Here is a 25,469-nt window from a genome sequence, read left to right as displayed (position 1 = left end):
CGGATTTAGCCAGAAAAACTGCTTGACATACTTGCCCAGAAATGGTACTATCTTTCTTGCGACGTATTAATGTCGGCTTGAATGTGGCGGTGTAGCTTAGTTGGCTAGAGCGTCCGGTTCATACCCGGAAGGTCGGTGGTTCGACTCCACTCGCCGCTACCATATTTTTTTATGGACAACATTTAAGCAATGAGGAGGGCGCATAGCTCAGCTGGGAGAGCACCTGCCTTACAAGCAGGGGGTCATAGGTTCGAGCCCTATTGCGCCCACCATTTTTTAAAAAATGCGGTCCGGTAGTTCAGTTGGTTAGAATGCCAGCCTGTCACGCTGGAGGTCGTCGGTTCGAGCCCGATCCGGATCGCCATATCAATACTGTGTAATGATATGTAAGCGCAGAAAATTTTACGCAAGCATGGTGGGTGTAGTCAAGCGGTTAAGACACAGGGTTGTGGCTCCTGCACTCGTGGGTTCGAATCCCATCACCCACCCCATATAAAGCTTAGATGCAGTCATCTGAAAAAGCTACTGAACTACGCCACATAGCATTGGGGTATCGCCAAGCGGTAAGGCAATGGACTCTGACTCCATCATCCGAAGGTTCGAATCCTTCTACCCTAGCCAATCCATAAATGCGCGTGTTTCGCGGCACGCGCATTTATATCACGAATGAAATAAAAGGTTCGATTGACAGGAATTCTTAAGGAATCAATAGCATAGAATTTAAAGCGGTTGAAACCGAAAGAGAAGCTAATAAGCGAATCAATCAATAGAATGCGGCGACATAGCCAAGTGGTAAGGCAGAGGTCTGCAAAACCTTTACTCCCCAGTTCAAATCTGGGTGTCGCCTCCAAAGTTGAAACTCTAATCACATTGAATTTGATGGGCTTAGAGTTTTTTTATTGTTTTCAGATAAATCGATACTTAATGAAACCAATAAAAAACAGATGTCACTGTTTTGACGACTTTTCTTGCGCTTGGCGGTGTGAATTGTTAGAATTCTATTGGGACAAACTTAGGAAAGCGAAGATTTCATCTGATGAGCGCACATCTGATCGGCCAATTTTTAGAAAAGAGGTTAAAGATAATGATTCAAGTAGAAAAACTTTCTTTTGGTTTTCCTGCAAAAGATTTATATAAAGAGATTTCATTTACACTGGAAGTGGGGCAGCATTGCGCTTTTATTGGAAGCAATGGTGTTGGGAAATCAACTCTTGTTGATATGATGATTCATCCTGATCAGTATTTGTACGATGGTAAGATCATCAAAGATGAACGCTGTCGAATTGGTTATGCCAGTCAGTTTGCTGTGAGAGATAAAGAGCAGGAATGTACTGTTTTTGAATATCTCAGTGAGAGATTCGTGGAAAATCAGCAAGCGACAGTAGCTGTGTGTGAAGAAATGGCAGTGGCTGAAGATGCAGCACCGCTATTTGAGAAATATCAGACTCTTTTAGATGCCTTTGAGTCCATGGATGGAGATCATTATGCAAACAACATCCGTAAGCAGCTATTCGTAGCGGGCATGCGTGAATTAGAAGAAACAAGATTATCGCAGCTTAGTGGCGGAGAGTATAAATTACTTCAGATTATGAGAGAAATGTTATTATCTCCAAATCTTCTCGTTCTGGACGAGCCGGATGTATTTCTTGATTTCGACAACTTAAATAGACTCTGCAAGTTGATTAATGGTTATAATGGTACATTATTAGTCGTTACACATAACAGATATTTATTGAATCATTGCTTTAACAAGTTATTACATTTAGAGAACGGTGATCTTCAGGAATATGATGGTAACTATACAGAATATCGTTCGTCCCAGCTAAAGGAAAAACTAAAGCTGAAACTCCAGAATACCTCCGAACAGGAAGAAATTGAGCGCACGCAGAATATGGTTAATATTCTGCGCAAAAGAGCTACGATACTTGTCAATCCTGTTATTGGAAGCGCTGTAAATGCAAAGCAAACACAGCTTGAACGGCTGCGTGCAAGACAAATTAAGGCACCTTTTCTTGAAATTCGTGAGCCGAAGATTGAACTTCCTGTAATAGAAGCTATCTCAGAGCATCCTGTTTTAAGCATTACAGATTATCAGGTTTCATTTGATGAAAGCTTGTTGAAACAGATCAGTTTTGAATTGCTGGCTGGTGAAAAAGTGGCCATCGTTGGAGCGAATGGTACGGGAAAAACGACTTTAATGCGGGATATCATAAAGAATCACCATCCTTCCATCCATATCGATGAGAATACAAGCTATGCATGTTTATCTCAGCTTCAGGGCGAGAATATAGATGAAGGGAAAACAGTATATGAGGTTATGGAAAACTTTGGTTTCGAGACAAGGGAAAAGATTCGTGCATACCTCGGAAACTATTGTTTGGAAGGTGATACCTTAAAGCAGAAGGCAGGGCAGTTATCCGGCGGAGAAAAGAATTTGCTCCAGATTGCAATGATTGCAGCTACAAATGCGCAGCTTCTGATTCTTGATGAGCCGACCAGCCATTTGGATCTTTACGCACAGATGGCTTTGGAAAAAGCCATCTCTGAATATAAAGGAGCTGTACTCATGGTAAGCCACGATTTCTATCTTGTAGCGAATTGTGCGGATTATGTTTTACTTGTAGAAGACAATACGATCAGGCGTATGCGTACACGATCTTTTCGGAAAATGGTATATGACAAATATTTTGATCAGAAGTATTTAGAAATAGACAAGAAAAAACAAGAATTAGAAGCCAATATTACATTGGCTTTTCAAAAGAATGAGCTCATAACTGTAGAAAAACTTTGCAGCCAGTTAGAAGCACTGGGCGCTAGTATACTCGTATCATAAATAACTGGTTTAGAAAACCCAGGATGAATTGATTTACGCCGTACTAGTTAGCGAATAATATGGAGGAAAAAAATGACGGAACTATTAGCGCCAGCAGGAAATATGGAAGCTTTAAAAGCTGCAATTTCTAATGGTTGTGATGCAATCTACCTAGGAATGCAGAAATTTGGTGCACGTGCATACTCATCTAATTTTGACTTGGAATCGTTAAAAGAGGCTGTTTCGTATGCGCACCTCCGGAATGTTAAAATCTATGTTACAATGAACACCATCGTTTTTGAAAACGAAGTTTTAGAGATGAAAGAGCAGTTGAACGAATTAAACGAAATTGGTGTTGATGGAATTATCGTTCAGGATTTGGCTGCTTTGGGTTACATCGTAAAAAACTTTCCTGATATGGAAGCACATTGTTCCACTCAAATGGGAATAGATGATTTAGACGGTACATTATTATTGAAAGAGCTTGGGGCTGATAGAGTTGTTATGTCCCGTGAGGTTCCGATTGAACAAGTAAAAGAGATCAAAAAAATCGCACAAATACCGATCGAGATCTTTGTTCACGGTGCGTTATGCGTGTCTTATTCCGGAAACTGTCTCATGTCGGGACTTATAGGCTATCGGAGCGGAAATCGCGGCAGATGTGTTGGCTCCTGTCGGAAGGAATATGAACTAATTGATAGGAGAACTGAAACCTCTTTAGGGAAAAATTATATTCTATCTACGAAGGACTTAAACACAATTGATTATATTAATGATTTGAAAGATATTGATTCCTTAAAAATAGAAGGCCGGATGAAAGAGCCTGCGTACGTTGCCAATGTTGTATCCAAATATCGTATGGCCTTGGATCATAAAATCACCAAAGAAGAGAAAGAAAATCTGAGCAAAACCTTCAACAGAACATTTACGAAAGGATATTTGTTTCACGAAGATCAGAAAGATATTACAAACGTTTTAAGACCGAATAACTTTGGTAGAGAAATTGGCAGAATCAGCAAGATTGTCAATGACATGGTTGAAATCAGACTTACGCGTACGTTAAATCAAAATGATATCATCAGAATCAGTCATAACAATGAAGATGTCAATTTAACGGTTGTAAAACTGTACAATAAAGATGGCAATTTGATCAACAAAGCAGATAGCGTCTGCTATATCAAAATCAAAGAACAGGTGTCTAAGGGTGATCTCGTATATATAACGAAGGATTATCTATATTACAAAGAGTTAGAATCATCACTGGAAAAAGAATTTAAGCGTTTTAACCTGGATCTCCGAGTGTATGCGTATCCAGACTCAAATCTAATCATAGATGGTTCAGGCTTAGGGTTTCATTATTTATATGAAAGCGAGGAAATACTGGGCGCAGCAATCAATAACCCAACAACAAAAGAGCAGGTAATCAAGCAGTTTTCAAGATTAAATGAGACGATATTTGCACTGAATCATGTGGAATTTGAGGAATGCAATGCATTTATTCCGGTGAAGCTGTTAAATGCGGCAAGAAGAGATATTGTGCAGGGGCTATATGACTTAAAGCTGAACAGCCAAAAGAAAAGAACCAAGGCTATGAACGCAAAAGAAAAAATAACCTTTGCCCCGGAAGAACCATACCTTACGGCCTCTGTAACGACGAAGGAACAGTATGATGCTTGCGTGAGCTGTGGGATTCAGGAAATTTATTTTGAAAACGTTGTTAGAAGAAACCAGAATGATTATCAGGAAAAAGAAGGGCAGCTGCTGATCGGAGGATACGGCGGAATTTATCACTATAGAAAAACGAATCCTTTTGTCACGGACTATTCTCTCAATGTTGTTAATTCTGCCAGCTGCTATGAATTATATCGATTAGGTGCGAAACGTGTAACGTTATCCTATGAACTTAATAAGCGGCAAATTGAAGATTTAATGGATGCCTATTATCAAGAAAATGACGGCTATCCTGCACTGGAAATGATCGTATATGGCAAGGCTCCTTTGATGTTTACAAAATATTGTCCGCTGAAAAAAATGAATCAATGCGGTAGCTGCAAAAGCTCGAGTTATGAGTTAAAAGATGAGCACGGAACGTTTCCTGTCATAACGCATGATGATTGTACAACTACGATCCTGAACGGGAAGACACTGAATCTTTTAGATGAGCTGCAAAGCATAAAAGGAATCGAGGCATTCCGATTAAACTTCACAGTTGAGTCAAAAGATCAGGTAGTGAAAACCATTCATAAGGCTTTAAACAAATTAAACGGTTCGCTGGATAAAGCTGTCTTTCATCAGGAATCAGACACAAGAGGACATTTTAACAAAGAGATTTTGTAGGCAAATCCTAGTTCTGATCTTGGCTTCGCCTCCAAAAGAGATAAGCTCCAAAACTATTGATCTCAATAGGATTGGAGTTTTTTTGATTGGAAATTAAAGGGTAAGATCACTTCATTGCCTATCGCTTCGGCGCGGAGCCAAAGGGAAAATAAAGATCCAATTCCTTTCGCTGACAATAAATAGGGCATACACTTACAAAGTTAATAATATGTCTATAAGGAGAACAAAGTCTCAGCAAGTAAGGGAAGAGGATTCTATCAATGAACATATTTGAAAGATTTGCGATGATCTTGACACCAAGCAGAAAGAGACGAAAAATGATTTCTTATGTGATTGTGGGGATCGTAATTTTCTTTGGTATCAGTATTGGAGCGGTAATTTCTATATTGACTTCACCCGCTGAGATTCGATCAAGCTTATTTCATTGGGATGAAATAAAGCGTGCTGACGCATTAGATGGAAACATTGCTGATTGCAATGGAATTCCAATCATAGATAGCTCCCCAATTCAAATAAGCACCACATATCCGTGGCCATTAAATGGCACGATTACCTGCCAATATGGAGGGCGAATTCTTTATGGTGAGGATGATTTTCATGGGGGAATTGATATTAGTACTGGAAAAAACGATCCGGTTATTTCAATTGCCGATGGAACAGTGCTGCGAGTGCAGATCGATAAAAAGAGCTATGGATTGTATCTATTAATTCAACACGATGCAGGTTTCTATACGTTAAGCGCGCACCTTGCCCAGTCTTTTGTTAAAGAAGGCGAACGGGTCGTTCAGGGACAAACAATCGGACTGGAAGGTGGTGAGCCTGGAGTAGATCCCTATCCGGGCCGAAGCACAGGCAGACACCTTCATTTTGAAGTAAGGCTAACAGGGGATCAAAACTCCAGAATTAATCCACTTATAGTCTTAAATCAGTAAATGCTGATAAAATGGATAAATCCGGCAGAAGGATTTCTGCCGGATTCTTATGATTGGCTTACTTGATTATGACCTGTTTCCATTAAGCTGTGCTTTTGCCATATCCGTAAGCTTTTTCGTCATGATTCCTCCGATATAGCCTCCTACATAACCGTTTTGCCGTGAAGTTAAACTGGCCTTATCCATTTTGTTATAATGAGACATATCTGATCCGGTTTCATTGGCGAATTCGACCTTAAGGTCGTTTAAGTGTTCGGGTGGAGTTTCAATTGATGTATTCATTAAAACATCACCTTCCTTCATTAATAAGATAACCCAATTGAAATGCAATATGTGAAGCAATATTTTCATTGCTATCCTAAGTCTGGTTTCATTTTAAAATCGTAAGAAAATCTTAAAAATTAAGTAAAAAAAAAGTCAAAACGACAGAGAGCGGTTGTATTAAGATGGTTCCATGATAAAAAATCTTAGGAGGAAGATTCATGGGCTTTAAAATACTAAAAAGGCTCGGGGCTGTCTGTCTGGGGCTGGCGGTTCTTGGATTGCTCGTTTTTATGGTGGCAGGATTTCTGCCGGTAAAAGAATTGTTGCCAGGAGTGGATCAGTCGTGCTATGTTGAAATGGATGATGGAACGAAACTAGCGGTTTGGTATCATCTGCCAGAGGAAGCCTCTAGAGGGCAGCGGGTTCCGGCAATCATGGAAACCACAAGATACATCGCAAAGAGTGAGCGAAGCTTTCTGCTGCGGGCACTATTAAACCTCAGAATTGCAAAGGAAGTGCCTGATACTGCTGAAATGACTTTTCTGAAAAACGGTTATGCAGTGGTTAAGGTTGATGCCAGAGGGTCCGGAGCATCCTTTGGACACAGAGAAATGGAGTGGTCCAGAGAAGAGGTTGGGGATATGAATCGGGTAATCGACTGGATCGCCAAGCAGCCCTGGAGCAGCGGCTGCATAGGTTCCTATGGGATCTCCTACAGCGGAAATACAGCCGAGCTTGCTATGGCTTCAGGCCATCCTGCATTAAAGGCAGCTGCAGCTTTATATCCGGACTTTGATGTTTATTCTCAGGCGGTTATGCCGGGAGGAATTTTTAATGAAAGGCTTATGAAAGCTTGGGGTGAAGAAACTGCAAAGATGGATGAAAATCAGATAGGAAGTTTATATTATAAAGGAATTTCTCCCATCGACGGCGACAAGCACGGTAAGGATTTGAAAGATGCTGTGAAGGAACATCGCACGGTCGATATCTTCCAGGCATTAAAAAAAATCACCTATCGGGATGATCTGCTCGCTGAGGGCTATACTCCAGATACAATCAGCCCGTTTCAATATAAAAGTCAAATTGAGGCATCTAATATCCCGCTTTATGTCAGGGTGGGATGGATGGATTCCGGTACGGTAAATGGAGCCATTGAACGCTTTCTGACCTACAGCAACAATCAAACACTGGAGATCGGGCCTTGGAGCCATGGTGGAAGATATTTCTGTGATCCTTATCTTGCGAGCACCGCCAGCCGTGAGGAAATGGAAGAGGCGCAGGCTCAGGCTGTTACGGAATTCTTTGATCAGTACCTTAAAACACAAGCTGCGTCCTCTGCATCAACCTCCGGTGCCGCTAACTTTGCTTCCTTCGACTCTGGTTCCAAGAATTCAGCGCCCGCTGTGAAGCATATAAAATACTACACCATGGGAGCTGGGGAATGGAACGCAAGTGAAACTTGGCCTATAGAGGGCTTTCAGACGAAGCGGTTCTACCTTTCGGAGGGAGGCAAACTGAAAGAAACAAGGCCCGAAAACAACACGGGAAGTGATCTGTATCGCGTAGATTTTACTGCCTCTACCGGAGAATACAATCGCTGGCTGACAAATCTGGGAGGGGGAAGGATTGAATACCAAAACCGAAAGGAAGCGGATCAAAAGCTCATTACCTATACGAGTGAACCTTTGGAGCATGCTGTAGAGATTACGGGACAGCCTGTCGTTACGCTCAATCTATCTTCCGATGCTGAGGATGGCGCGCTCTTTGTCTATCTTGAAGATGAAGGACCAGATGGAACCGTAACTTATATTACCGAGGGTCAGCTTAGAATTTTGCACAGGAAGCTCGTGGAAGAGGCGTTCGGATTTACTGCAATAGGCCCCAAACATTCCTATCAGCGTAAAGACGGAGAACTTTTAACGCCGGGGAGCAAGACGAAAGTGCAAATCGGTTTGTATGCTTCCTCAGCAATGATCCAGAAAGGACATCGCATCCGGATAGCAATAGCAGGGCATGATGCGGAGAATTTTTCCAGGATACCGCTGGATATAACACCCACTATTAAAATAGAGAGAAATGGAGAGCTGGCCTCCTGGGTGGAGCTGCCAATGCAGATTCGGGAGTAAGAAAGGTGTTTTTAAAAGATGGAAAAGCAGAAGATATTGGTGATTGATGATTCAGAAGAAATCAGGAAGCTCATAGAGATCTGCCTGAGCCAGGAGGGGTATGAGGTTTACACCGCCGACAGTGGAGTGGAGGGCCTGGACCTGCTTGGACGCATACCCATAGACCTGGTGATACTGGATATTATGATGCCTGGGATAGATGGTTTGGAAACCTGCAGGCTAATCCGTATGGATCGAAATCTGCCGATCATAATGCTCAGCGCAAAATCTCAAGACGTGGATAAAGTTCTCGGTCTTACCATCGGCGCAGATGACTATATGACCAAACCCTTTAATACCGCCGAGCTGACGGCAAGAGTAAAATCGCAGCTCAGAAGGCATTTGCATTTCAATCTAAGAACATATGAAAAAAGCGAAGAGGATGTGCTGCAAATAAAGGGACTGTTCATTAATAAAAAGAACCATTCGGTAACCAATTGCAGCAGAAAGATCAGCCTTACGCCGACAGAGTATGAGATTCTTCTGCTTCTTGCTTCCAACCCCGGAGCAGTTTTTAATGCGGAAAAGATCTTTGAGCAGATCTGGAAAGAGAAATATTATGAATCCAATAATACGGTCATGGTTCATATGTGGAGGTTGAGAGAGAAAATAGAAGACAATCCAAAGGAGCCTAAGGTGATCGAAACCGTTTGGGGGGTTGGGTATAAAATTGAAAGGTAAAAAAACTTCGATTCGGGCAGAACTAATTCTAGCTTTGCTTGCCAGCGTTGGTATTGCAGGCTGCTGTATCTTTTTTCTATGCATCCTGATGCTTCTGGCTTCCTTCTCTATGGATTTTGCGATTTTTTTCAATGAGCATGTGCTTTGGTTTGTTTTGCTTTTTATTTTGATCTTTGCAGGTTTGACACTACTTTTTTTTGTCATTTTCCTTAAGAAAAAAATTGCCTATCTGGAAACAATCACGGAATCGCTTGCCCAGATCGCAGAAGGTAAGTTCGATGTGAATCTCCCTGCTGACACTGATGATGAACTGGGAAAAATGGCACAAACGATAAATGATATGGCATGGCGCTTAAAAGAAAGTCTGGAGGAAGAGCGAAGGCAGGAGCAAGTTAAAAATGATCTGATCACAAATCTGTCTCACGATTTAAGAACCCCATTGACCTCGGTAATGGGGTATCTTGAGCTTCTTCGGAATCTTACCGAGCAAAGTAAAAAGGCGAATATTCAATATAAGGCACAGGCCATATCGCAGGAAGATCAGACCCAAGATGTATTCCAAGAATTAAGCAGATACATTGAACCCGCATACAATCAATGTGTAAATCTCAAAGTACTGATAGAGGAACTGTTCGAATATACAAAATTAAGCAACAGAGAGTTGAAATTAAACCTTGCCACATTTAGTGTCGGGGAACTATTATCACAAACATTAACGGATTTTATGCCCGAGCTGGAAAAGGCCGGGCTCGAGCTCAGACTGAAATTACCGGATCAGAGGTATTCTGTGGAAGCAGATCCACTGCTGATTAAGCGCGTTTTTGATAACTTGATATCAAATGCGATACGATATGGCGCAGGCGGCGGCTGCATAGATGTGGAACTTACATCAGAAATATGCAGAAATCATGAAAACGCTGGCAGCAATATCGATCTTATCGACGACTACTGCAATGAAAGGATTGTTGCAGTAAGTTTTATAAATTATGGCGAACCTATCCCGGATCAGGAACTGCCCCATATTTTTGAACGATTTTATCGCGGGGATAAATCGAGGGCAAGGCCAGCTGACGGTTCGGGACTGGGATTGGCTATTGCCGAGAGTATCATAAGAATTCACAATGGCAGCATCGCAGCATGCAGCAGCGAGGATCGTACTGTTTTTTCGATCAGGCTGAAATCTTGTTGAAGCAAGAAAAAAATGTGAAATGGGAAATTCCAGTATTCCTATTTCACATTTTTTATCGGCAAAGAGATCTGCGGGGTTCCTAATGGAGATGGCATCAGCCTGTTTTGCATGGAACATATTTGAAATGACTAAAGTTTTGTCGAATCAGTTCGATAAATAAGTACACCTGTAAATAGGGAACATTGGCTTGAGGTTACGCCTATGGGTGTATATGTGTATAGAGAAGGAGAAGAAAAATGGGAAAGATCAATAAGATCAGTACGAAGATTATTATCAGTGCTGTCTTGATCACTGTTTTGTCTGTTCTGGTGGTTGGAGGTATTTTCACCTTTAATCTGCTGAAGCAGTCAAACGAAAATCTGCTGGCGATCAACGAGGTACTAAACGATGATTATGATGTGCTGATCCAATCTGAAGTAGAAAGTGCTGTGTCCATGTTGGAACACGTCTACAGCAGATATGAGAATGGAGAGATTACCCTCGAGGAGGCAAAGAAGCTAGGTGCAGATACTCTGCGTGATATGAAGTACGGAGAAAATGGATATTTCTGGGCAGACACACTGGAAGGTGAGAACGTTGTGCTTCTTGGCAATGAAACAGAGGGCACCAACAGAATCGAGTTTCAGGATGTGAACGGGAAATATGTTATCAAGGAATTTATTAAACTTGCTAAGGAAGGCGGCGGATATCTGGATTATTACTTTCCGAAGCCCGGTGAAGAGGAAGCCTCGTTAAAGAGAGGTTATGCATATCTGTTTGAGCCATTTCAATGGGAAATCGGAACCGGAAACTACATCGATAATATTCAGGTGATATCCGACGGTTTCAAAGCGGAGAATCAGCGGTTAATGAAAGATCTGCTGATAACGGTTATCCTCACTGCGCTTGCAGTAATCGCACTGGGCACCGCTGCTGCGTACTTGACTGGAAAGCGTATTTCCAGACCGATTGTAGCTTTGACTGCCGTTGCCGAAAAACTGGCTGTCGGAGATACGAATGTCAAGCTGATCAGGACTTCACAGGATGAAGTTGGTGTTTTAACAGATGCATTTGAAAAGATAGTGGACAACATAAGAGAGCAATCGGAACATGCGAGAAAGATCTCTGAAGGGGAGCTGTCTATTGATATTGTTCCCAAATCAGAAGCCGACATTTTATCCCAGAGTATGAGCAAGGTTGTTTTAGAATTGAAAAACCTGGTATCAGAGGCAGAGGTTCTTACCCGTGGCGCAGCTGCAGGAAACCTCTCGCTGCGTGGGAATACAGAACGCTTCAAAGGCGGCTACCAGGATATCATTTCCGGATTCAATCATACATTGGATGCAATTGTTGAACCGTTGAACATTGCCCTGGCCTTCATAGAGCAGATGGCGAACGGTGATGAACTGACGGAACTTGAAAATCTATATCAAGGAGATTACGGTGTATTAATCAATCACCTGAATATGGTGAGAGAATCGCTGAACACGCTTCTTTCCGAAACAGAGAAGCTGACAGGTGCAGCAGCAGACGGAGAACTCTCATATAGAGCAGACGTCAGCAAGCTCAAGGGTTCCTACTCCCGCATCGTCGGAGGTGTAAACGGTGCACTTGATTCGGTTGTGAATCCCCTTCAGGTTGCAGCTTCCTGCATGGATAAGATTGGCAGGGGAGAGATCCCAGAAAGAATCACCGAAGTATATTACGGAGATTTTGATGATATCAAAAACAGTGTCAATTCCTGCATCGACGGTCTTGGAGGATTGGCCGAGGGCAGAGATGTGCTAGGAGCAATGAAATATAATGATTTCACCAGAAAGGTGGAAGGAGTTCATCAGGGGATCTATGCAGAAATTGCTGATTCAGTCAACATGGTATCAGAGAGGATCAATACGATTATTGATGCATTGAACAACATTGCCGCAGGGGATCTGAAACAACTGCCAGAATTTAAGGAAATTGGAAAACGAAGTGAAAACGACACATTGATGCCGGCTATCATTATCATGCTTGAGAACATCAATGCCCTTGTTGAAGAAACATCAATGCTGTCTTCAGCTGCTATCGAGGGTAAGCTGGACACCAGAGGTGATTCGGGTAAATTTAAAGGTGAGTATTCCAGGGTAATCAACGGAATCAATGATACGCTCAACGCAGTAATTGCTCCTGTAAACGAAGCACTGGCTGTGCTAACGGAAATATCTCATGGAAATCTGGGCTCCAGCGTTAGAGGTGATTACCAGGGCGACCACGCAGTCCTGAAGAATACTCTGAATGAAACCATACATATCATCCAAAGCTACGTTAGTGAGATCTCCGGTGTATTGACGCAGATGGCAGATGGAAATCTTAATCTTTCCATCACTGCGGATTACAGGGGAGATTTCATAGAAATCAAGGACTCACTGAACCATATTTTATCGACTTTGAGTGAGGTAATGGGCGATATCAACGAAGCAGCAGAACAGGTAGCCTCCGGATCAAGACAGGTTTCAGACGGCAGCCAGACACTCTCTCAGGGATCTACCGAACAAGCCAGTTCCATAGAGGAATTGACTGCATCCATTGCAGAGATTGCTTCCCAGACAAGGCAGAATGCAATCGATGCGGGCAAAGCCAATGAACTGGCAGGAACCGCAAGAAATAACGCAATAAAAGGAAATGATCAAATGAGGAGCATGCTGAAATCCATGGTGGAAATCAGCGATTCCTCTGCCAGCATATCGAGAATTATCAAAGTCATTGATGATATTGCGTTCCAAACGAATATCCTTGCCCTGAATGCAGCGGTAGAGGCGGCCAGAGCGGGACAGCACGGTAAGGGTTTTGCTGTGGTTGCAGAAGAAGTGAGAAACTTGGCTGCACGAAGTGCAGAGGCTGCCAGAGAGACTACAGGCCTTATTGAAGGATCCATCCATAAGGTGCAGGCTGGAACAAAAATTGCTGACGATACCGCTGCTGCTCTTGTTGAAATTGTGGACGCAATCGAAAAGGCTGCAGGCATTGTCGAAAACATTGCATCCGCTTCCAATGAGCAGGCCTCGGGAATCGCTCAGATAAACAAAGGGATCGAACAGGTTTCCATGGTTGTTCAGAACAACTCTGCTACAGCGGAGGAGAGTGCTGCGGCTAGTGAAGAGTTATCCAGTCAAGCGGAATTGCTGAAGCAGATGATGGGCAGATTTCAACTGAGAAAAGAACTGAGATCTAGCTTCGGAATGGAAAGGCTTCCGGATATCGGTCACGAGTCAAAAACAGTAATTTTTTCAGAACAGCGAATATCCCTTGACGAATCAGGTTATGACAAGTATTGAGTATAAAATGATAGGCTGCCGGAGACTATGGCTCCGGCAGCCTTCTTGTTTCGGACAAATAAAAAGCCGCCGGGGATACCGGCAGCAATCAAGGAATCGAGCCGCGTGTAATTGTTACAGCAAAATGAGGCATTCGTTAATCACCTCATCTGACAGCTCGAAGGTTTTATCCTTCTCTTCCAAGACTACCACTCCCTTTCCGGCATAAATAAAATCGGCATCCCAGAAGGACAACCGATTTCTAATATATGCTGTATGAAGATCAGATATGCATCATTTATTGATTCGTTTATTTATTGTAAATCCATGTAAGTGCTGTTGTTCTTTCTTCCCGAATGGATCAATTCAGATGGGCTGTAAATCTGATAATAGTTTCGAGTTGTCATATATTTTTGAATTCGTTCCTGCATAGTGATTGCAGCATCCAGCTGCTTTCGAAGTACTTGCCTTATTTCCGGCGAAGAAGATTCAGATAAAATGGTACCATAATCTCTGACTGTTGCTTTCGCATTCAGAAGAAAATCTGCTGCTATGATCTGTTCGCTCATGTCCCCCAGTCCAGCCAGATTTTGAATTATTTTCATAACGCTAATTCTCCTTTCGAGTTGTATCCTTCTACAATCGGCTAAGCAAGTACGGCTTCAGCCAACCGATTTCACTTTTAACTTTATCATGTAATTAGTTTTGTTTGACGGGGATTTCTTTCTCTTTCACTTCTTTTAGAATCCCAGATGATGCCAGCTCAGAGGTTTGTATTGATTTCAAATTGTTTCCGCTAGCCGAGGACGATCTTGCAGACATTTGGAGCAGCCTCTCAAGTTCCTTGATCTGTTCTTTTGCATAGGAATAATCCTGCTGCAGAATTGATTTTAGTTCTTCATCTTTCACCAACTTTGACATTGAGAAAGACTTTGTTGCAGAGACTGTTTTTCTAGTCAATAACTGATGAATGTCGTAAATTTCATGAGAAGTTATTCCCTTAAAGCTATTCATATGATCACATCCTTACTGATTTCTTTATTAAACATTTTGCCCTGCTTTGAGTTGATTATTCGCAGTAAAACAAAAAGCAGTCTGATCAACTGCTTCCGTTCCTGTTATTCAGTTATAATTTATAGTAAATAATTTACTATCAATGAATGGAACTGAGATGAGATACTATGATTGCTATTGCTCTACTCCGCTTCCTTTTGCTTTGCTCAGAAACGAATCAGTGAAATTTGCGATGTTTTTGAAATTATCCCGATCTTCTCGGTTTTGAATCTCTTGCTGTCGTTTTGTTTGTCGTTGAGTTTCCTCAGCGGGGAAATGTGATGCTGTAAAGTCTTGTATGCTACTAAAGTTATCTCTGCTGGCTTTATTTTGCTCAAATGATTCTGAATTATTCGTAAAAATCACCTCCTTTAAAAAGTATTTACTTTTTTTTGTTTTCTATTCTTGTCTCATTTGGCTGAATAATCCTGTCATAACCTGCAAATATCTGGGCGATAATAAAACACGGAAGGAGGTTTGTGAAAATGACAGATAATAATGTAGATTTTGGTAACATGAAATCAAGAGATGTCGGAAATATGATTTCAAAGACCCTTGTTCAGCTTGGTAAGGAAGAAGTTGCAGGCCTTAGCGATACTGTAGATTATGGTAATCTTCCCTCTAAAGCCTTGCCAGAGCTTGGGAAACAAGTAATAAAAAATCAAATTAATCAATAGAATTTACCTTTTGCTGATTATATTGGTAAAATGGGAAAACAAAACATGAGATGCCTCACTGGTAAAACAAATACAAAGTGGGGCGATTTTTTTATATGTGAAAGAATCCTAAATTGTTAAATTTTACTGTAATATTCTGAATATTGAAGTAATCTCTGACTACTTAATATTGACATTGAGGTTGTTTTTTATTATAATTCATACGTAAACAAATGTTAGCCTTTTTATCCATCGATGAAGATTTATGAAAGGTTTCGGATTTTATGTAGAGAGCCATGTTTAAGGATTTATCTATTATTTTTATTGCGAAGTATGACAATCTTACGTATAAAAGATCCGGACTTTATTAAATTGTGATTTTGGGTGGAGAAGAGGCATTTATTTTTCTAAGGAGGGAAACAATGGGTAAAAGAATTCCAATGTGGCAAATTCTTTTAGTAATGCTGGTCCTGATGGCGACGCTAATATTTACAATTATCGTCACAGAAGGATATGTTCACATCGCACTGATCATTTCCGCCGCCTTTGCCGCTGTAATAGCGTATCTCAACGGATTTAAATGGTCGTATCTGGAAAAAGGTATTATTAATAATATCGGAAGATCGATGCAGGCCATCCTAATTTTGCTGTGCATCGGCATGCTGATTGGAACATGGATAGCCGGCGGGATTGTACCTGCATTGATTTACTATGGTTTGATGATCATGAGCCCAGGCATCTTTTTAGTTGCTACCTGTTTGATTTGTAGCATCGTCTCTCTTGCAACAGGAAGCTCCTGGACTACTGCCGGAACCGTTGGTATTGCACTGATTGGTATCGGAACCGGTTTGGGGATTTCGATGCCTATGGCGGCGGGGGCGATTATTTCCGGAGCATATTTTGGAGATAAAATGTCACCTCTGTCTGATACGACCAATTTGGCTCCCGCTATGGCAGGCTCCCAGCTATTCGATCACGTCAGACATATGATTCTGACAACAGGGCCGTCACTGGTTATTACGCTGATTATATTTGGTGTACTTGGTTTGGGCCACGGTGGAGAAAATGTTGATATGAGTCAGGTTGACATGCTAATGTCTACCATGCGTGAGAATTTTACGATTACACCGATCTTAATCATTCCTCCGCTCCTTGTAATCGCAATGGTTGTTTTTAAAGTACCTGCACTTCCCGGCTTATTTGTCGGAGTTCTGTTAGGTGTACTTTGTGCCGTTGCATTCCAGGGTGCGAATTTTGGAGAATTAGTTACAATTACGGCTTATGACGGCTATGTTTCCGAGACCGGTAATCAGTTTGTAGATGATCTGCTTACCAGAGGTGGATTCAGTTATATGTATTATACAGTGGGTCTGATACTCTGTGCTATGTGCATCGGCGGCGTTCTTGATTCAACTAATATGCTTAAGATCATCTGCGAACATCTGCTGAAGTTTGCAAAGGGAACAGGATCTTTAGTTGGAATTACAATCATAACCTGTATCGTTGTTAATATTGCTGCATCCGATCAGTACCTTTCCATCGTGCTCCCGGGTAGAATGTACAAAGAAGCTTATGAAGACAGAAGACTGAAGAATAAGAATCTGTCCCGTGTGCTGGAAGACTCCGGAACGCTAACCTCTCCGCTGGTACCATGGAATACCTGTGGTACATACCAGTCGACTACTCTAGGCGTTCCCACGCTGGAATATCTGCCTTACTGCTTCCTTAACATCATTAATCCTTTCGTCTCTCTGTTCTACGGAATTACCGGTATCACAATGGAGAAGATGACGGATGAAGAATACGAAGCATGCATGCGTCAAAGAAAACTGGATGCTGAACTGGCAGAAAGAACAATGTCCTAAAATGATCAAGGCTTAATAAATTTAAAAAAGGTGCTGGACTCATAATGAGCAGCACCTTTTTTGCGTTCAAATGATGAATTATAAAAACGTTAACTCTAATTGCTTGTATCTCGTTTTTGCATATTTTAGTTATAAGCCCTTTGCTTTAAATCCAGATAGTTCCGAATTCAATTTCATATGTGTTGAGATCATTTCTCGGATTTCAGTAACAAAATGTTCCTTAAGTTCAACTTTAGGAATGGTAAGTGCATAATCCCTCTCGAGAAAAAGAAAAAAATAGACATCGGTTTCGACTGCGGATTCAAAAGCAGTCCATTCATATTTTGCTGCATTTGCAGCCTTCCCCCATTTTGCCGAAATGCCTGAAACATTTAGGGTAAGTTCCTGCGCTTTATGAAACATGTCTTTTATATTTATCTCTAATTTTCGTACCTCAAAACTGATCCAGCAATAAATCAGGGTTACAATTATAATGCCGGAAATCCCCAGTGGTTTAAAGAATGGCAGTGAGTATGGCGTGCCGCTTATAATTAGTAAGAGAAATGAGAAAAGAACAATTGAAACGATAAATTTGGTTCTTGCAGGTTTTTTCTGATACATGAAATAATTTCGAAGCGCATTGTAGTCCGTTTGGTTTAGAATGGATGATATTTGAATTTCTTTTTCCTTCACAGTTTGTCCTCCAATCGGGATGAATCTAATAACAGTATAAGGGAAGGCTGTGAATTTGTAAACTGTTTCGGGTTCCTTGGATCGCGTCAAGTTAGGACGGGAAAAATAAAGCTGGAGTTTCCCCATTGTTAAAACCTTGTATTAAATTCCCCTGAGTCCTCGTAATGCTAATGCCAGTTGAGTGCGCTTTCCTGAATTTAGAGCAGGCAGGTTATCGATTGTCTCTCCACTGACTTTTCGTATCTTTTTTCTGCATAATTTTAAGTCCAGTTCAATGGCTCTTGTCACTCTGATTCGTTCTTGTTTCTTTCTTAGCGCCAGATCGAATAGATTACCTCCGTTTTCAGCAAAGACTCGGAGTCTTGCCATCTGATCGACTCCCTCACGGCTCCATCCCAGCGGCCTGGAACTGAGCCGATCTGAATAGATATGGCTAATGTGCCCTTCGGCACTGCAGCCCGAATAATCCTTGGAATAGTGATACTTAATGTTTTCCCAATGATTCATGATATAGGTCTTTGCTTCTTTCACCGATTGTGCCTTTGTCTCTGTTTCTGCTGCATCCAGGATGGTTTCAAATACGACCTTTAAGTATTCTTTGTCTTCTCTTTTAAGGGCTCTCCATATTTCCCTCTCAGCGTTTTCAATATGCGCTCCTGCTGTTTTTACCGCCTTGTGCAGGTGGTATCGGTCAAGTACGAAAATACTTTTGTTGATTATGGTTGCTCCTGACTTTATCCAGCTTGCTCCATCCCCTGACAAATATATTTTTTCAATCTTATCATAGTCATAGGCGGTATCAATGTAATCTGCTACTTCGTTCCAGAGTTCTTCTGATTCCCTGTACATTCCACCGAAATATCTCGGGTTCTGCAGTTTCCACCTTTCTTTTCCGACCTGTGTCCTGCCTTCATGCACATACACAAGCTTTGGTTCTGAACAGCCGCCAGCCTGAAGCGCAACGTGATCTTCGTCAGCTTCAATGTAGAGAATTGTAGGCGTTTCTTTTGATCTTGAAATTTTCACTTCGTTATTCCTGACCGGGCCTAGTTCCCTTATGGCGTTCATAACACTCTGGCTTGAAATCTGTAGTGTCTCGGCAGCTTTCCTGCCACTTCTTGCGTACGGGGTATCAATCGCTTCTTCAATCAGTCTGGATTTCAAGGCAACATCCATTTTGTCGTAGGAGTCGATTCCCATCAGTTCATCCGATAAATATCGATATTCCGTTTCGGTTTTATGCTTGTAGTACGTTCTATGATAATGAACCTCACCAAATATGGTCGCAAGGGTGTTGGGTGCACCTTCTCATGAACATACCAGTTCTGCTTTCGACGAGAATCTCCTTTCACAAGAGAATCCATCATTTCCAGCGCTTCCTTCGCTAGAATCGTTCCTACTTGGTCCAGTATTTTCTTAGTCTCAATTACAAATTCGGAGATATCCTTCTTTTCCATCAACATCTTTTCGAAGTTTTCCTCAAAACTCCTGATGATTAATTCTGCAATTTCAGTTATACTATTGTTCATAAGAGTGCCTCCGTTATTTGTTTTTGTGGTTATTAACATCATAACATATGAGGTCACTCTTATTTTTTTATTTCCTTTATTTTTCCCGTCCTAATTTTACACTAAGGGTTCCTTGCACTTTATAACATGCAAATAATTGAGCACAATTTCGTGTCGAAATTTGTTTCTGTTGATTTTTCTATCCATAGTGCTATAATCGAATTGGTCTCCATAATACTTCATAATATTAAAAATCTGAAAATTCAGATTTTTCTGGGTATTATTGACTAAGTTCAGGAGGTGAGTGGAAAAAACAAAACGAATCAGGTCAATCGCTTCTTTAGTCAACAGCTTTTATGAGAATTTATTTTGAATTTATTTAGGTAAGGAGAGATAATTTATGGGTACTGAAAAACATGGTGAAGATACCAAACTGCATCGCGGTATCGGACCCAGACAGCTTAGCATGATCGCAATCGGCGGAGCAATCGGAACTGGTTTATGGTTTGCCAGCGGAAGTGCGATCTCAAGTGCAGGTCCGGGCGGTGCAATGGTTGCCTTTGGTCTTATGGGCCTTATAGTATTTTTTATGATGACTTCACTTGGAGAAATGGCTACCCAACTTCCCCTGGTTGGTTCTTTTGAGGCTTATGCCAACAGATTTATTGACCCTGCTTTTGGTTTCGCAGTAGGCTGGAACTACTGGTTTTCTTGGTCCATCACAGTTGCAGCTGAATTTGTTGCAGCGGGATTGATCGTGAAATTCTGGCTGCCAAATGTCCCTGTAACCGTTGTTGCTATGATATCCTTTACATTATTGATGATACTCAACCTTATTTCAGCAAAATCCTTTGCTGAGGCAGAATATTGGTTTGCAGGAATCAAAGTAGTAACCATCGCAATTTTCTTAATTGTAGGTGTTTTAATGATCGTTGGTATCATGAACGGTCATTCTATGGGCTTCCAGAACTGGATTTTAGATGCTGGTGATGGCCGGAAAGCTCCATTCGTCGGGGGCTTTGCTGCTATGATGATGGTATTTCTGGTTGCAGGCTTCTCGTTCCAGGGAACGGAAATTGTCGGTCTTGCAGCGGCAGAAGCAAAAAACCCTGAAAAGAACGTGCCAAAGGCAATCAAAAGCGTATTTTGGAGAATTCTGTTATTCTACATCGGTTCCATTTTTGTAGTTGGTACATTGGTATCGTTTACTGATCCTCAGCTGCTGGGCGGTGGAATTGACAACATTGCAGCTTCCCCAATGGTAATTGTATTCAAAAACGCAGGTTTTGCTGCAGCAGCGTCTGTTCTGAACGCAGTTATTCTTACATCGGTACTATCTTGTGGTAACTCCGGTCTTTATACCTCATCCAGAATGCTCCACGCAATGGCCCTAAGAGGAAATGCGCCGAAGTTTTTCTCAAAGGTTAATAGAAAGGGAGTTCCGGTGTATGCTGTATGGGCAACTGGTCTGATTGGAGCTCTTGCATTCTTTGCTTCTATGATTGGAGAAGGAAAAGCATACTACATATTCTATAACGCTTCCGGCCTTTCTGGGTTTATGATTTGGCTGGGTATCGCAATTTGCCACTACAGATTCAGGAAAGCCTGGGTGAAGCAGGGACACAGTCTTGATGAACTGAAATACAAAGCTCTGTTTTATCCATTTGCACCAATTTTCGCTATGATTTCCATTACCATCGTTATCTTCGGAGCCAATGTATGGGTATTTGAAGAAGGTGCATTTACATGGTTTGATTTCATCACTAATTATTGCTTAATCGTTATTATTCCTGGTCTCTATTTCGGGTATAAGTGGAAACACAAGACAAAGATAGTTCCTCTGGAAGAATGTGATTTCACCCTTCCAAAAGAAGAGACTGTGGATAACTCAAAATAAGATTCAATTTATATAGGAACGAAAAGAAAGACAGCAGCCGTTATCGGCTGTTGTTTTTCTTTTCACCAAAGGCAAACCGTAATAATATTTACTTGATTGTTTCATATTAGTATGGTAGACTGATGCAGGTGACAAGACAGCTATATATACATATGTAAACCTATCATTATAAAGAAGACACGTCAAAAAGGAGAAAATGAAATGTATCAAATTGCTAATCGTATTGACCGCCTTCCTTCAACACCTATGCTGAGAAAAGTATTACTGCTTGCAGGAATCGGCTGGATGTTTGATGCCATGAATCAAGGAATGGTCTCCGGAGTGATGGCTGCAATCGGAATGGACTGGAACCTATCACCAGAACAAATTGGGTTATTGGGAAGCTCGGGAATGCTTGGAATGATCCTGGGTGCAGCTTTGTCTGGGATGGCTGCTGATCGATGGGGACGCAAAACAGTAGTGGTGTGGACGTTGATTATATTTGGGGTTGCAAGCGGTTTGGCTGGCTTCTCAGCCAATTATCCCATGCTTCTGGTACTGAGATTTTGTACAGGCTTTGGGTTAGGAGGAGAACTTCCGGCTGCATCAACGCTGATAAGTGAATATTCCCCGACAAAGATTCGTGGCCGAAACGTTATTCTTTTGGAGAGTTTCTGGGCATGGGGCTGGATTCTAGCTTCGCTGGTAGCCTATCTGATTATCCCTGCATACGGTTGGCGCGCTGCTTTCTGGGTTGGTGCCGTTCCCGCTCTCTTTGCTGCTTATCTAAGGATGGTGATGCCTGAGTCTCCCCGTTATCTTGAAAAGGCTGGAAAAGGCGATGAAGCAGACCGTCTTGTAGCCGTTATGGAACACGAGGCTGGGTTTGAGCCATTTAAACTCAAAAAAGAAACTTCTAAAACCAGTAAAGAGGCTAAAAATAGATTGTCTCTAGTTGAATTGTGGTCAAAGAAATATATTCGGAGTACCTTGGTTTTGTGGACCATTTGGATTGGAATTAACTTTGGATATTACGGTTTTGTTTTATGGACACCCTCTCTTTTGGTAGCCCAGGGCTTTAATCTGGTCAAGAGCTTTGAATTTACGTTGATTATGAGCCTGGCACAGCTGCCCGGATATTTCAGCGCGGCTTACCTTGTAGAACGAATTGGGAGAAAATGGGTGCTTGCCATCTACTTTGCTGGTACTGCATTGGCAGCATGGTTATTCGGTCATGCAGGATCGACAGGACAGGTTCTATTCTTTGGATGTCTTCTTTATTTCTTTAGTTTGGGAGCCTGGGGCTGCGTATATGCATATACACCAGAGGTTTATCCTACAGTAGCAAGAGCAAGCGGCTCCGGATGGGCGGCTGCATTTGGGAGAATTGGCGCATTCGTTGCACCTCTTATCCTTCCAATCCTTATCAGGTTCTATGGAGAAGAAAAAGGTTACGGATATATTTTTATTTTGCTCACTGTAGTCTTTGCCGCAGTCGCTATCGTTGTAGCACTGTTTGGAAAGGAAACCATGGGAAAATCTCTTGAGGAGATCAGCGAATAATATCCGCGAGGAATCAGGAAAATCTCATGATCCAGCATTCCGTAAATGAATGAAATGAAACGTCGATGAATGAATAAAACGTCTCGGAAGAAATTCTTTTGGGGCGTTTTTGATTTTAGTATTCGTTTAGGAACAATTTGGAAGGATCATGCGTCAAACAATGGAATGCATGAATCAATAATCAGGCATCAACAATATCGGAAATGAAAGAGAGGAGAACACTGCAATGCGTATGAAAACATTCATCTGCGGAGTGCTCGTTGCCCTATTCCTGTTATCTGGAAGTATTTTGGCCATGGCCTCACCAGATGACTCAGAGCACACAATAGGCAGCATTTATCTGTATACCGGAAGTCCATTAATTCTTTCAAATGATAAGATCCATATGCTGGATTCAGCAAATCCTGATATCAGCGCAACTGTTGTGAACGGAAATACGCTGCTGCCGCTTCGGGCTGTTTCGGAGTTTTTTGGTGCGGATGTCAGTTATGATCAAACCAAACGAGAAGCAACCATAAGCTATGACGGGAAGCGTTTCCGCTTTCCAATCAATCAAAAGAAATACATTGTGGAAGAGCTTCTTGGGAGTAAGGAAATTTCAATCGGTTCTAATTCCACGATTATGGATGGGCGTACCATGGTTCCGCTTCGGGTGATCTGCGAGCAGGTTCTCGGTAAAAAAGTATCTTATTACAATAGAGTCATTGCGGTTTCTGATCGAGCGATAGATCTTCAATCCCAGCCAAAACTGGTGAAGCAGGTTGAGGAGAAAATCGGTGAAGTGGTAAAAGCAGGAACAATGACTGAGCTGAAAAAGGCTTTGGCTGCAAGCAGAGAGTATTATTATGCGATTAACGATAAGGCAGAAGCAGCGGTTACAAATGGCTCGTCAAATGCCAGCGGGGATGGTGCGACCGTCGAACGGGAATCTGCGTCCATACCGAGTATGGGTTCCTCTGCACCCAGTATGGATACTACTGCAAAAGTATTTGGCGCTTCCGACACTGGTGATCAGAATTATTCCTCCACAAATGTACAGGTGGAAGGCATTGACGAGGCTGATGTGGTGAAAACCGATGGGAAATATATCTATATCGGTGGGAATAACGTGGTTCGTATTATCAAAGCAGATCAAGGGAGTCTGAAAGACGAAACTTCAATCAAGTTATCGACTGATAAGTATGTCAGTGAAATCTATGTGGCAGATGGCAAGCTTGCGGTTTTAGGGACTCGATCGGAAAATTCAAATGTGCTTTATGATAAAAAGGGAGTCCTGACGGAGCCAATGGATGCGGCAGCCGACAGATCCATTGGTATTATGCCGCCATATTATTCCGTAAAAAATTACAGTTTTGTTGATGTTTATGATATCTCTAATCCTGCCAGACCATTATATTTAAAGGGTCACGAAATGGAAGGCTCTTATCAGTCCAGTAGAAAAAACGGGGATATCATCTATCTTGTGACCAATCTATATTCCTCGGGAGAAATTGCATTGCCTATGATGCGGGATACGGTAATTGGGCCCAAACAGATACAGATGAAGCTTGATGATGTGATGATTATGCCAAGACGTCCTGCTGATGGTTATCTGATCGTATCGGCAATCAATGTCAGTAATCAAGAAAAGACCGAAGTGGAAGCCATCACTGCTTATGGCATGACCATGTATATGAATGATTCTTCCTTGTATCTTGCAGCAAGCGGAGCGGATGACAGCAGCACGATCATTCAATTCGAAATTGCGGGAATGAAAGTTGGATATGCCGGGTCCGGTGAAGTAAAGGGTCATTTAATCAATCAGTTTGCAATGGATGAATATGAGGGGAACCTTCGGGTTGCCACCACCACCTGGAGCAATGAAAATGCATTGTATGTACTGGATTCATCCCTGAATACGATTGGTGCTGTAACGGGACTTGCAAAAGGAGAAACGATCTATTCTGTGCGATTCATGGGTGATAAGGGTTATATCGTGACTTTCAGAACCATTGATCCGCTCTTTGTCTTTGATCTTTCCAATCCAAGCAAGCCTGTTGTAACAGGGGAACTGAAGATCCCAGGTTTCAGTAATTATCTCCATCCTGTGGGAAAAGACCTGCTCTTGGGAATCGGCGCAGACACCTATGAAATTTTCCGAAAAGACAGTAATGGAAAAGATGTCGTTGTAGGAGTTCGCCAGGGTGGCATCAAGTATTCCCTGTTCGATGTCTCTGATATGGGTAAGCCGAGAGAAATCTCTAATTATGTAGTGGGAGATTCAGGCAGCGGATCGGAAGCCCTTTATAATCATAAGGCAGTTATGATTGATGCATCTAAACAGAATGTCGCAATGGACGCTTACCTCAACTTAGAAGATAAAGAAACGGACTATCAGCAGGGAGCAGTCATTATGAGCTATGAAGGAAGAAAACTGGCGCTGAAGGGGATTCTGCAATCGGAGCCTTCCGGTGTATATGGAAACGACATCCCTTATGCAAGACGTGTTTTGTATATTGGAAAACAGCTCTATTATGTACAGGATGGACGCATCACTTCTTATGATTATGAGAGCCTGAAAAAGATTGCCGATCTTGTTCTGCGTTAAGTTGGCAGTAAATAATAAAGGGAAAGAGCAGTAAAAA

The 25,469-nt window shown here is 41.9% G+C and carries 17 protein-coding genes, 6 tRNA genes and 1 pseudogene; 18 read left to right on the top strand and 6 right to left on the bottom strand.

Annotation, left to right across the window (positions count from 1 at the left end; all coding sequences use genetic code 11):
* Positions 1–85 precede the first annotated feature (85 nt).
* The 9 genes from FRZ06_09045 (at position 86) to FRZ06_09005 (ending at position 6,081) form a co-directional block, all read left to right on the top strand.
* Positions 86–162 (top strand) — tRNA-Met (locus tag FRZ06_09045).
* Positions 163–196: 34 nt separating this feature from the next.
* A tRNA-Val gene (locus FRZ06_09040) sits at positions 197–272 on the top strand.
* 15 nt (positions 273–287) lie between these two features.
* Positions 288–364, top strand: a tRNA-Asp gene (locus FRZ06_09035).
* A 51-nt stretch (positions 365–415) separates the two neighbouring features.
* Positions 416–491, top strand: a tRNA-His gene (locus FRZ06_09030).
* A 55-nt stretch (positions 492–546) separates the two neighbouring features.
* Positions 547–621: transfer RNA gene (locus FRZ06_09025), tRNA-Gln, on the top strand.
* Positions 622–775: 154 nt separating this feature from the next.
* Positions 776–850 (top strand) — tRNA-Cys (locus FRZ06_09020).
* A 234-nt stretch (positions 851–1,084) separates the two neighbouring features.
* Positions 1,085–2,833, top strand: coding sequence for an ABC-F family ATP-binding cassette domain-containing protein (locus tag FRZ06_09015; GenBank protein QOX63485.1), 1,749 nt, complete (start codon positions 1,085–1,087; stop codon positions 2,831–2,833).
* Between the two features lie 72 nt (positions 2,834–2,905).
* Positions 2,906–5,149: a U32 family peptidase gene (locus FRZ06_09010; protein ID QOX63484.1), complete on the top strand. Its 2,244-nt coding sequence runs from the start codon at positions 2,906–2,908 to the stop codon at positions 5,147–5,149.
* A gap of 260 nt (positions 5,150–5,409) precedes the next feature.
* Positions 5,410–6,081, top strand: a complete 672-nt coding sequence (locus FRZ06_09005; protein ID QOX63483.1) for a M23 family metallopeptidase — start codon at positions 5,410–5,412, stop codon at positions 6,079–6,081.
* Between the two features lie 66 nt (positions 6,082–6,147).
* On the opposite strand, the gene FRZ06_09000 is transcribed toward FRZ06_09005, so the two are convergent.
* Positions 6,148–6,363 carry a small, acid-soluble spore protein, alpha/beta type gene (locus FRZ06_09000; protein ID QOX63482.1) on the bottom strand — a complete coding sequence of 72 codons (216 nt, stop codon included), beginning with the start codon at positions 6,361–6,363 and terminating at the stop codon, positions 6,148–6,150.
* Positions 6,364–6,563: 200 nt separating this feature from the next.
* Here FRZ06_09000 and FRZ06_08995 point away from each other — a divergent pair, with 200 nt between their 5' ends.
* The 4 genes from FRZ06_08995 to FRZ06_08980 all read left to right on the top strand — a co-directional run bounded on the left by FRZ06_08995 (position 6,564) and on the right by FRZ06_08980 (position 13,673).
* Positions 6,564–8,471, top strand: coding sequence for a CocE/NonD family hydrolase (locus FRZ06_08995; GenBank protein QOX63481.1), 1,908 nt, complete (start codon positions 6,564–6,566; stop codon positions 8,469–8,471).
* Between the two features lie 18 nt (positions 8,472–8,489).
* On the top strand, positions 8,490–9,191 hold the full coding sequence (locus tag FRZ06_08990; protein ID QOX63480.1) for a response regulator transcription factor: 702 nt from the start codon (positions 8,490–8,492) through the stop codon (positions 9,189–9,191).
* The gene (locus tag FRZ06_08985; protein QOX63479.1) at positions 9,181–10,380 is read left to right on the top strand and encodes a HAMP domain-containing histidine kinase; all 1,200 of its coding nucleotides are present in this window, start codon (positions 9,181–9,183) and stop codon (positions 10,378–10,380) included. The genes FRZ06_08990 and FRZ06_08985 overlap by 11 nt, the downstream gene beginning before the upstream one ends.
* Before the next feature lie 236 nt (positions 10,381–10,616).
* Positions 10,617–13,673 carry a HAMP domain-containing protein gene (locus FRZ06_08980; protein QOX63478.1) on the top strand — a complete coding sequence of 1,019 codons (3,057 nt, stop codon included), beginning with the start codon at positions 10,617–10,619 and terminating at the stop codon, positions 13,671–13,673.
* 293 nt (positions 13,674–13,966) lie between these two features.
* Here the strand turns inward: FRZ06_08980 and FRZ06_08975 are convergent, their stop codons facing one another.
* Both FRZ06_08975 and FRZ06_08970 read right to left on the bottom strand, forming a co-directional pair.
* Positions 13,967–14,257 carry a spore coat protein gene (locus FRZ06_08975; protein ID QOX63477.1) on the bottom strand — a complete coding sequence of 97 codons (291 nt, stop codon included), beginning with the start codon at positions 14,255–14,257 and terminating at the stop codon, positions 13,967–13,969.
* Positions 14,258–14,474: 217 nt separating this feature from the next.
* A pseudogene (locus FRZ06_08970) lies at positions 14,475–14,666 on the bottom strand (spore coat protein).
* 524 nt (positions 14,667–15,190) lie between these two features.
* Here FRZ06_08970 and FRZ06_08965 point away from each other — a divergent pair.
* Both FRZ06_08965 and nhaC read left to right on the top strand, forming a co-directional pair.
* Positions 15,191–15,382, top strand: coding sequence for a hypothetical protein (locus FRZ06_08965; GenBank protein QOX63476.1), 192 nt, complete (start codon positions 15,191–15,193; stop codon positions 15,380–15,382).
* Positions 15,383–15,783: 401 nt separating this feature from the next.
* Positions 15,784–17,226, top strand: coding sequence for a Na+/H+ antiporter NhaC (gene nhaC / locus FRZ06_08960; protein QOX63475.1), 1,443 nt, complete (start codon positions 15,784–15,786; stop codon positions 17,224–17,226).
* A 129-nt stretch (positions 17,227–17,355) separates the two neighbouring features.
* Here the strand turns inward: nhaC and FRZ06_08955 are convergent, their stop codons facing one another.
* From FRZ06_08955 to FRZ06_08945, 3 genes are all read right to left on the bottom strand, one after another.
* The gene (locus FRZ06_08955; GenBank protein ID QOX63474.1) at positions 17,356–17,898 is read right to left on the bottom strand and encodes a YcxB family protein; all 543 of its coding nucleotides are present in this window, start codon (positions 17,896–17,898) and stop codon (positions 17,356–17,358) included.
* 141 nt (positions 17,899–18,039) lie between these two features.
* Positions 18,040–19,179: an ISLre2 family transposase gene (locus FRZ06_08950; protein QOX63473.1), complete on the bottom strand. Its 1,140-nt coding sequence runs from the start codon at positions 19,177–19,179 to the stop codon at positions 18,040–18,042.
* Positions 19,098–19,427: a hypothetical protein gene (locus FRZ06_08945; protein QOX63472.1), complete on the bottom strand. Its 330-nt coding sequence runs from the start codon at positions 19,425–19,427 to the stop codon at positions 19,098–19,100. Before FRZ06_08945 ends, FRZ06_08950 begins: the two co-directional genes overlap by 82 nt.
* 379 nt (positions 19,428–19,806) lie before the next feature.
* Between FRZ06_08945 and FRZ06_08940 the strand changes: the two genes are divergently transcribed.
* The 3 genes from FRZ06_08940 (at position 19,807) to FRZ06_08930 (ending at position 25,432) form a co-directional block, all read left to right on the top strand.
* Positions 19,807–21,303 carry an amino acid permease gene (locus FRZ06_08940; GenBank protein ID QOX63471.1) on the top strand — a complete coding sequence of 499 codons (1,497 nt, stop codon included), beginning with the start codon at positions 19,807–19,809 and terminating at the stop codon, positions 21,301–21,303.
* A gap of 201 nt (positions 21,304–21,504) precedes the next feature.
* Complete coding sequence (locus tag FRZ06_08935; protein QOX63470.1) at positions 21,505–22,845, top strand: MFS transporter; 1,341 nt, start codon at positions 21,505–21,507, stop codon at positions 22,843–22,845.
* Positions 22,846–23,071: 226 nt separating this feature from the next.
* Positions 23,072–25,432: a hypothetical protein gene (locus FRZ06_08930; GenBank protein QOX63469.1), complete on the top strand. Its 2,361-nt coding sequence runs from the start codon at positions 23,072–23,074 to the stop codon at positions 25,430–25,432.
* The last annotated feature ends 37 nt before the right edge of the window (positions 25,433–25,469 follow it).

It is taken from the genome of Clostridiales bacterium (genome assembly GCA_015243575.1).
GTDB classification, from domain to species: Bacteria; Bacillota; Clostridia; order Peptostreptococcales; family Anaerovoracaceae; genus Anoxybacterium; species Anoxybacterium hadale.
This window is presented reverse-complemented; position numbering and strand designations above follow the sequence as displayed.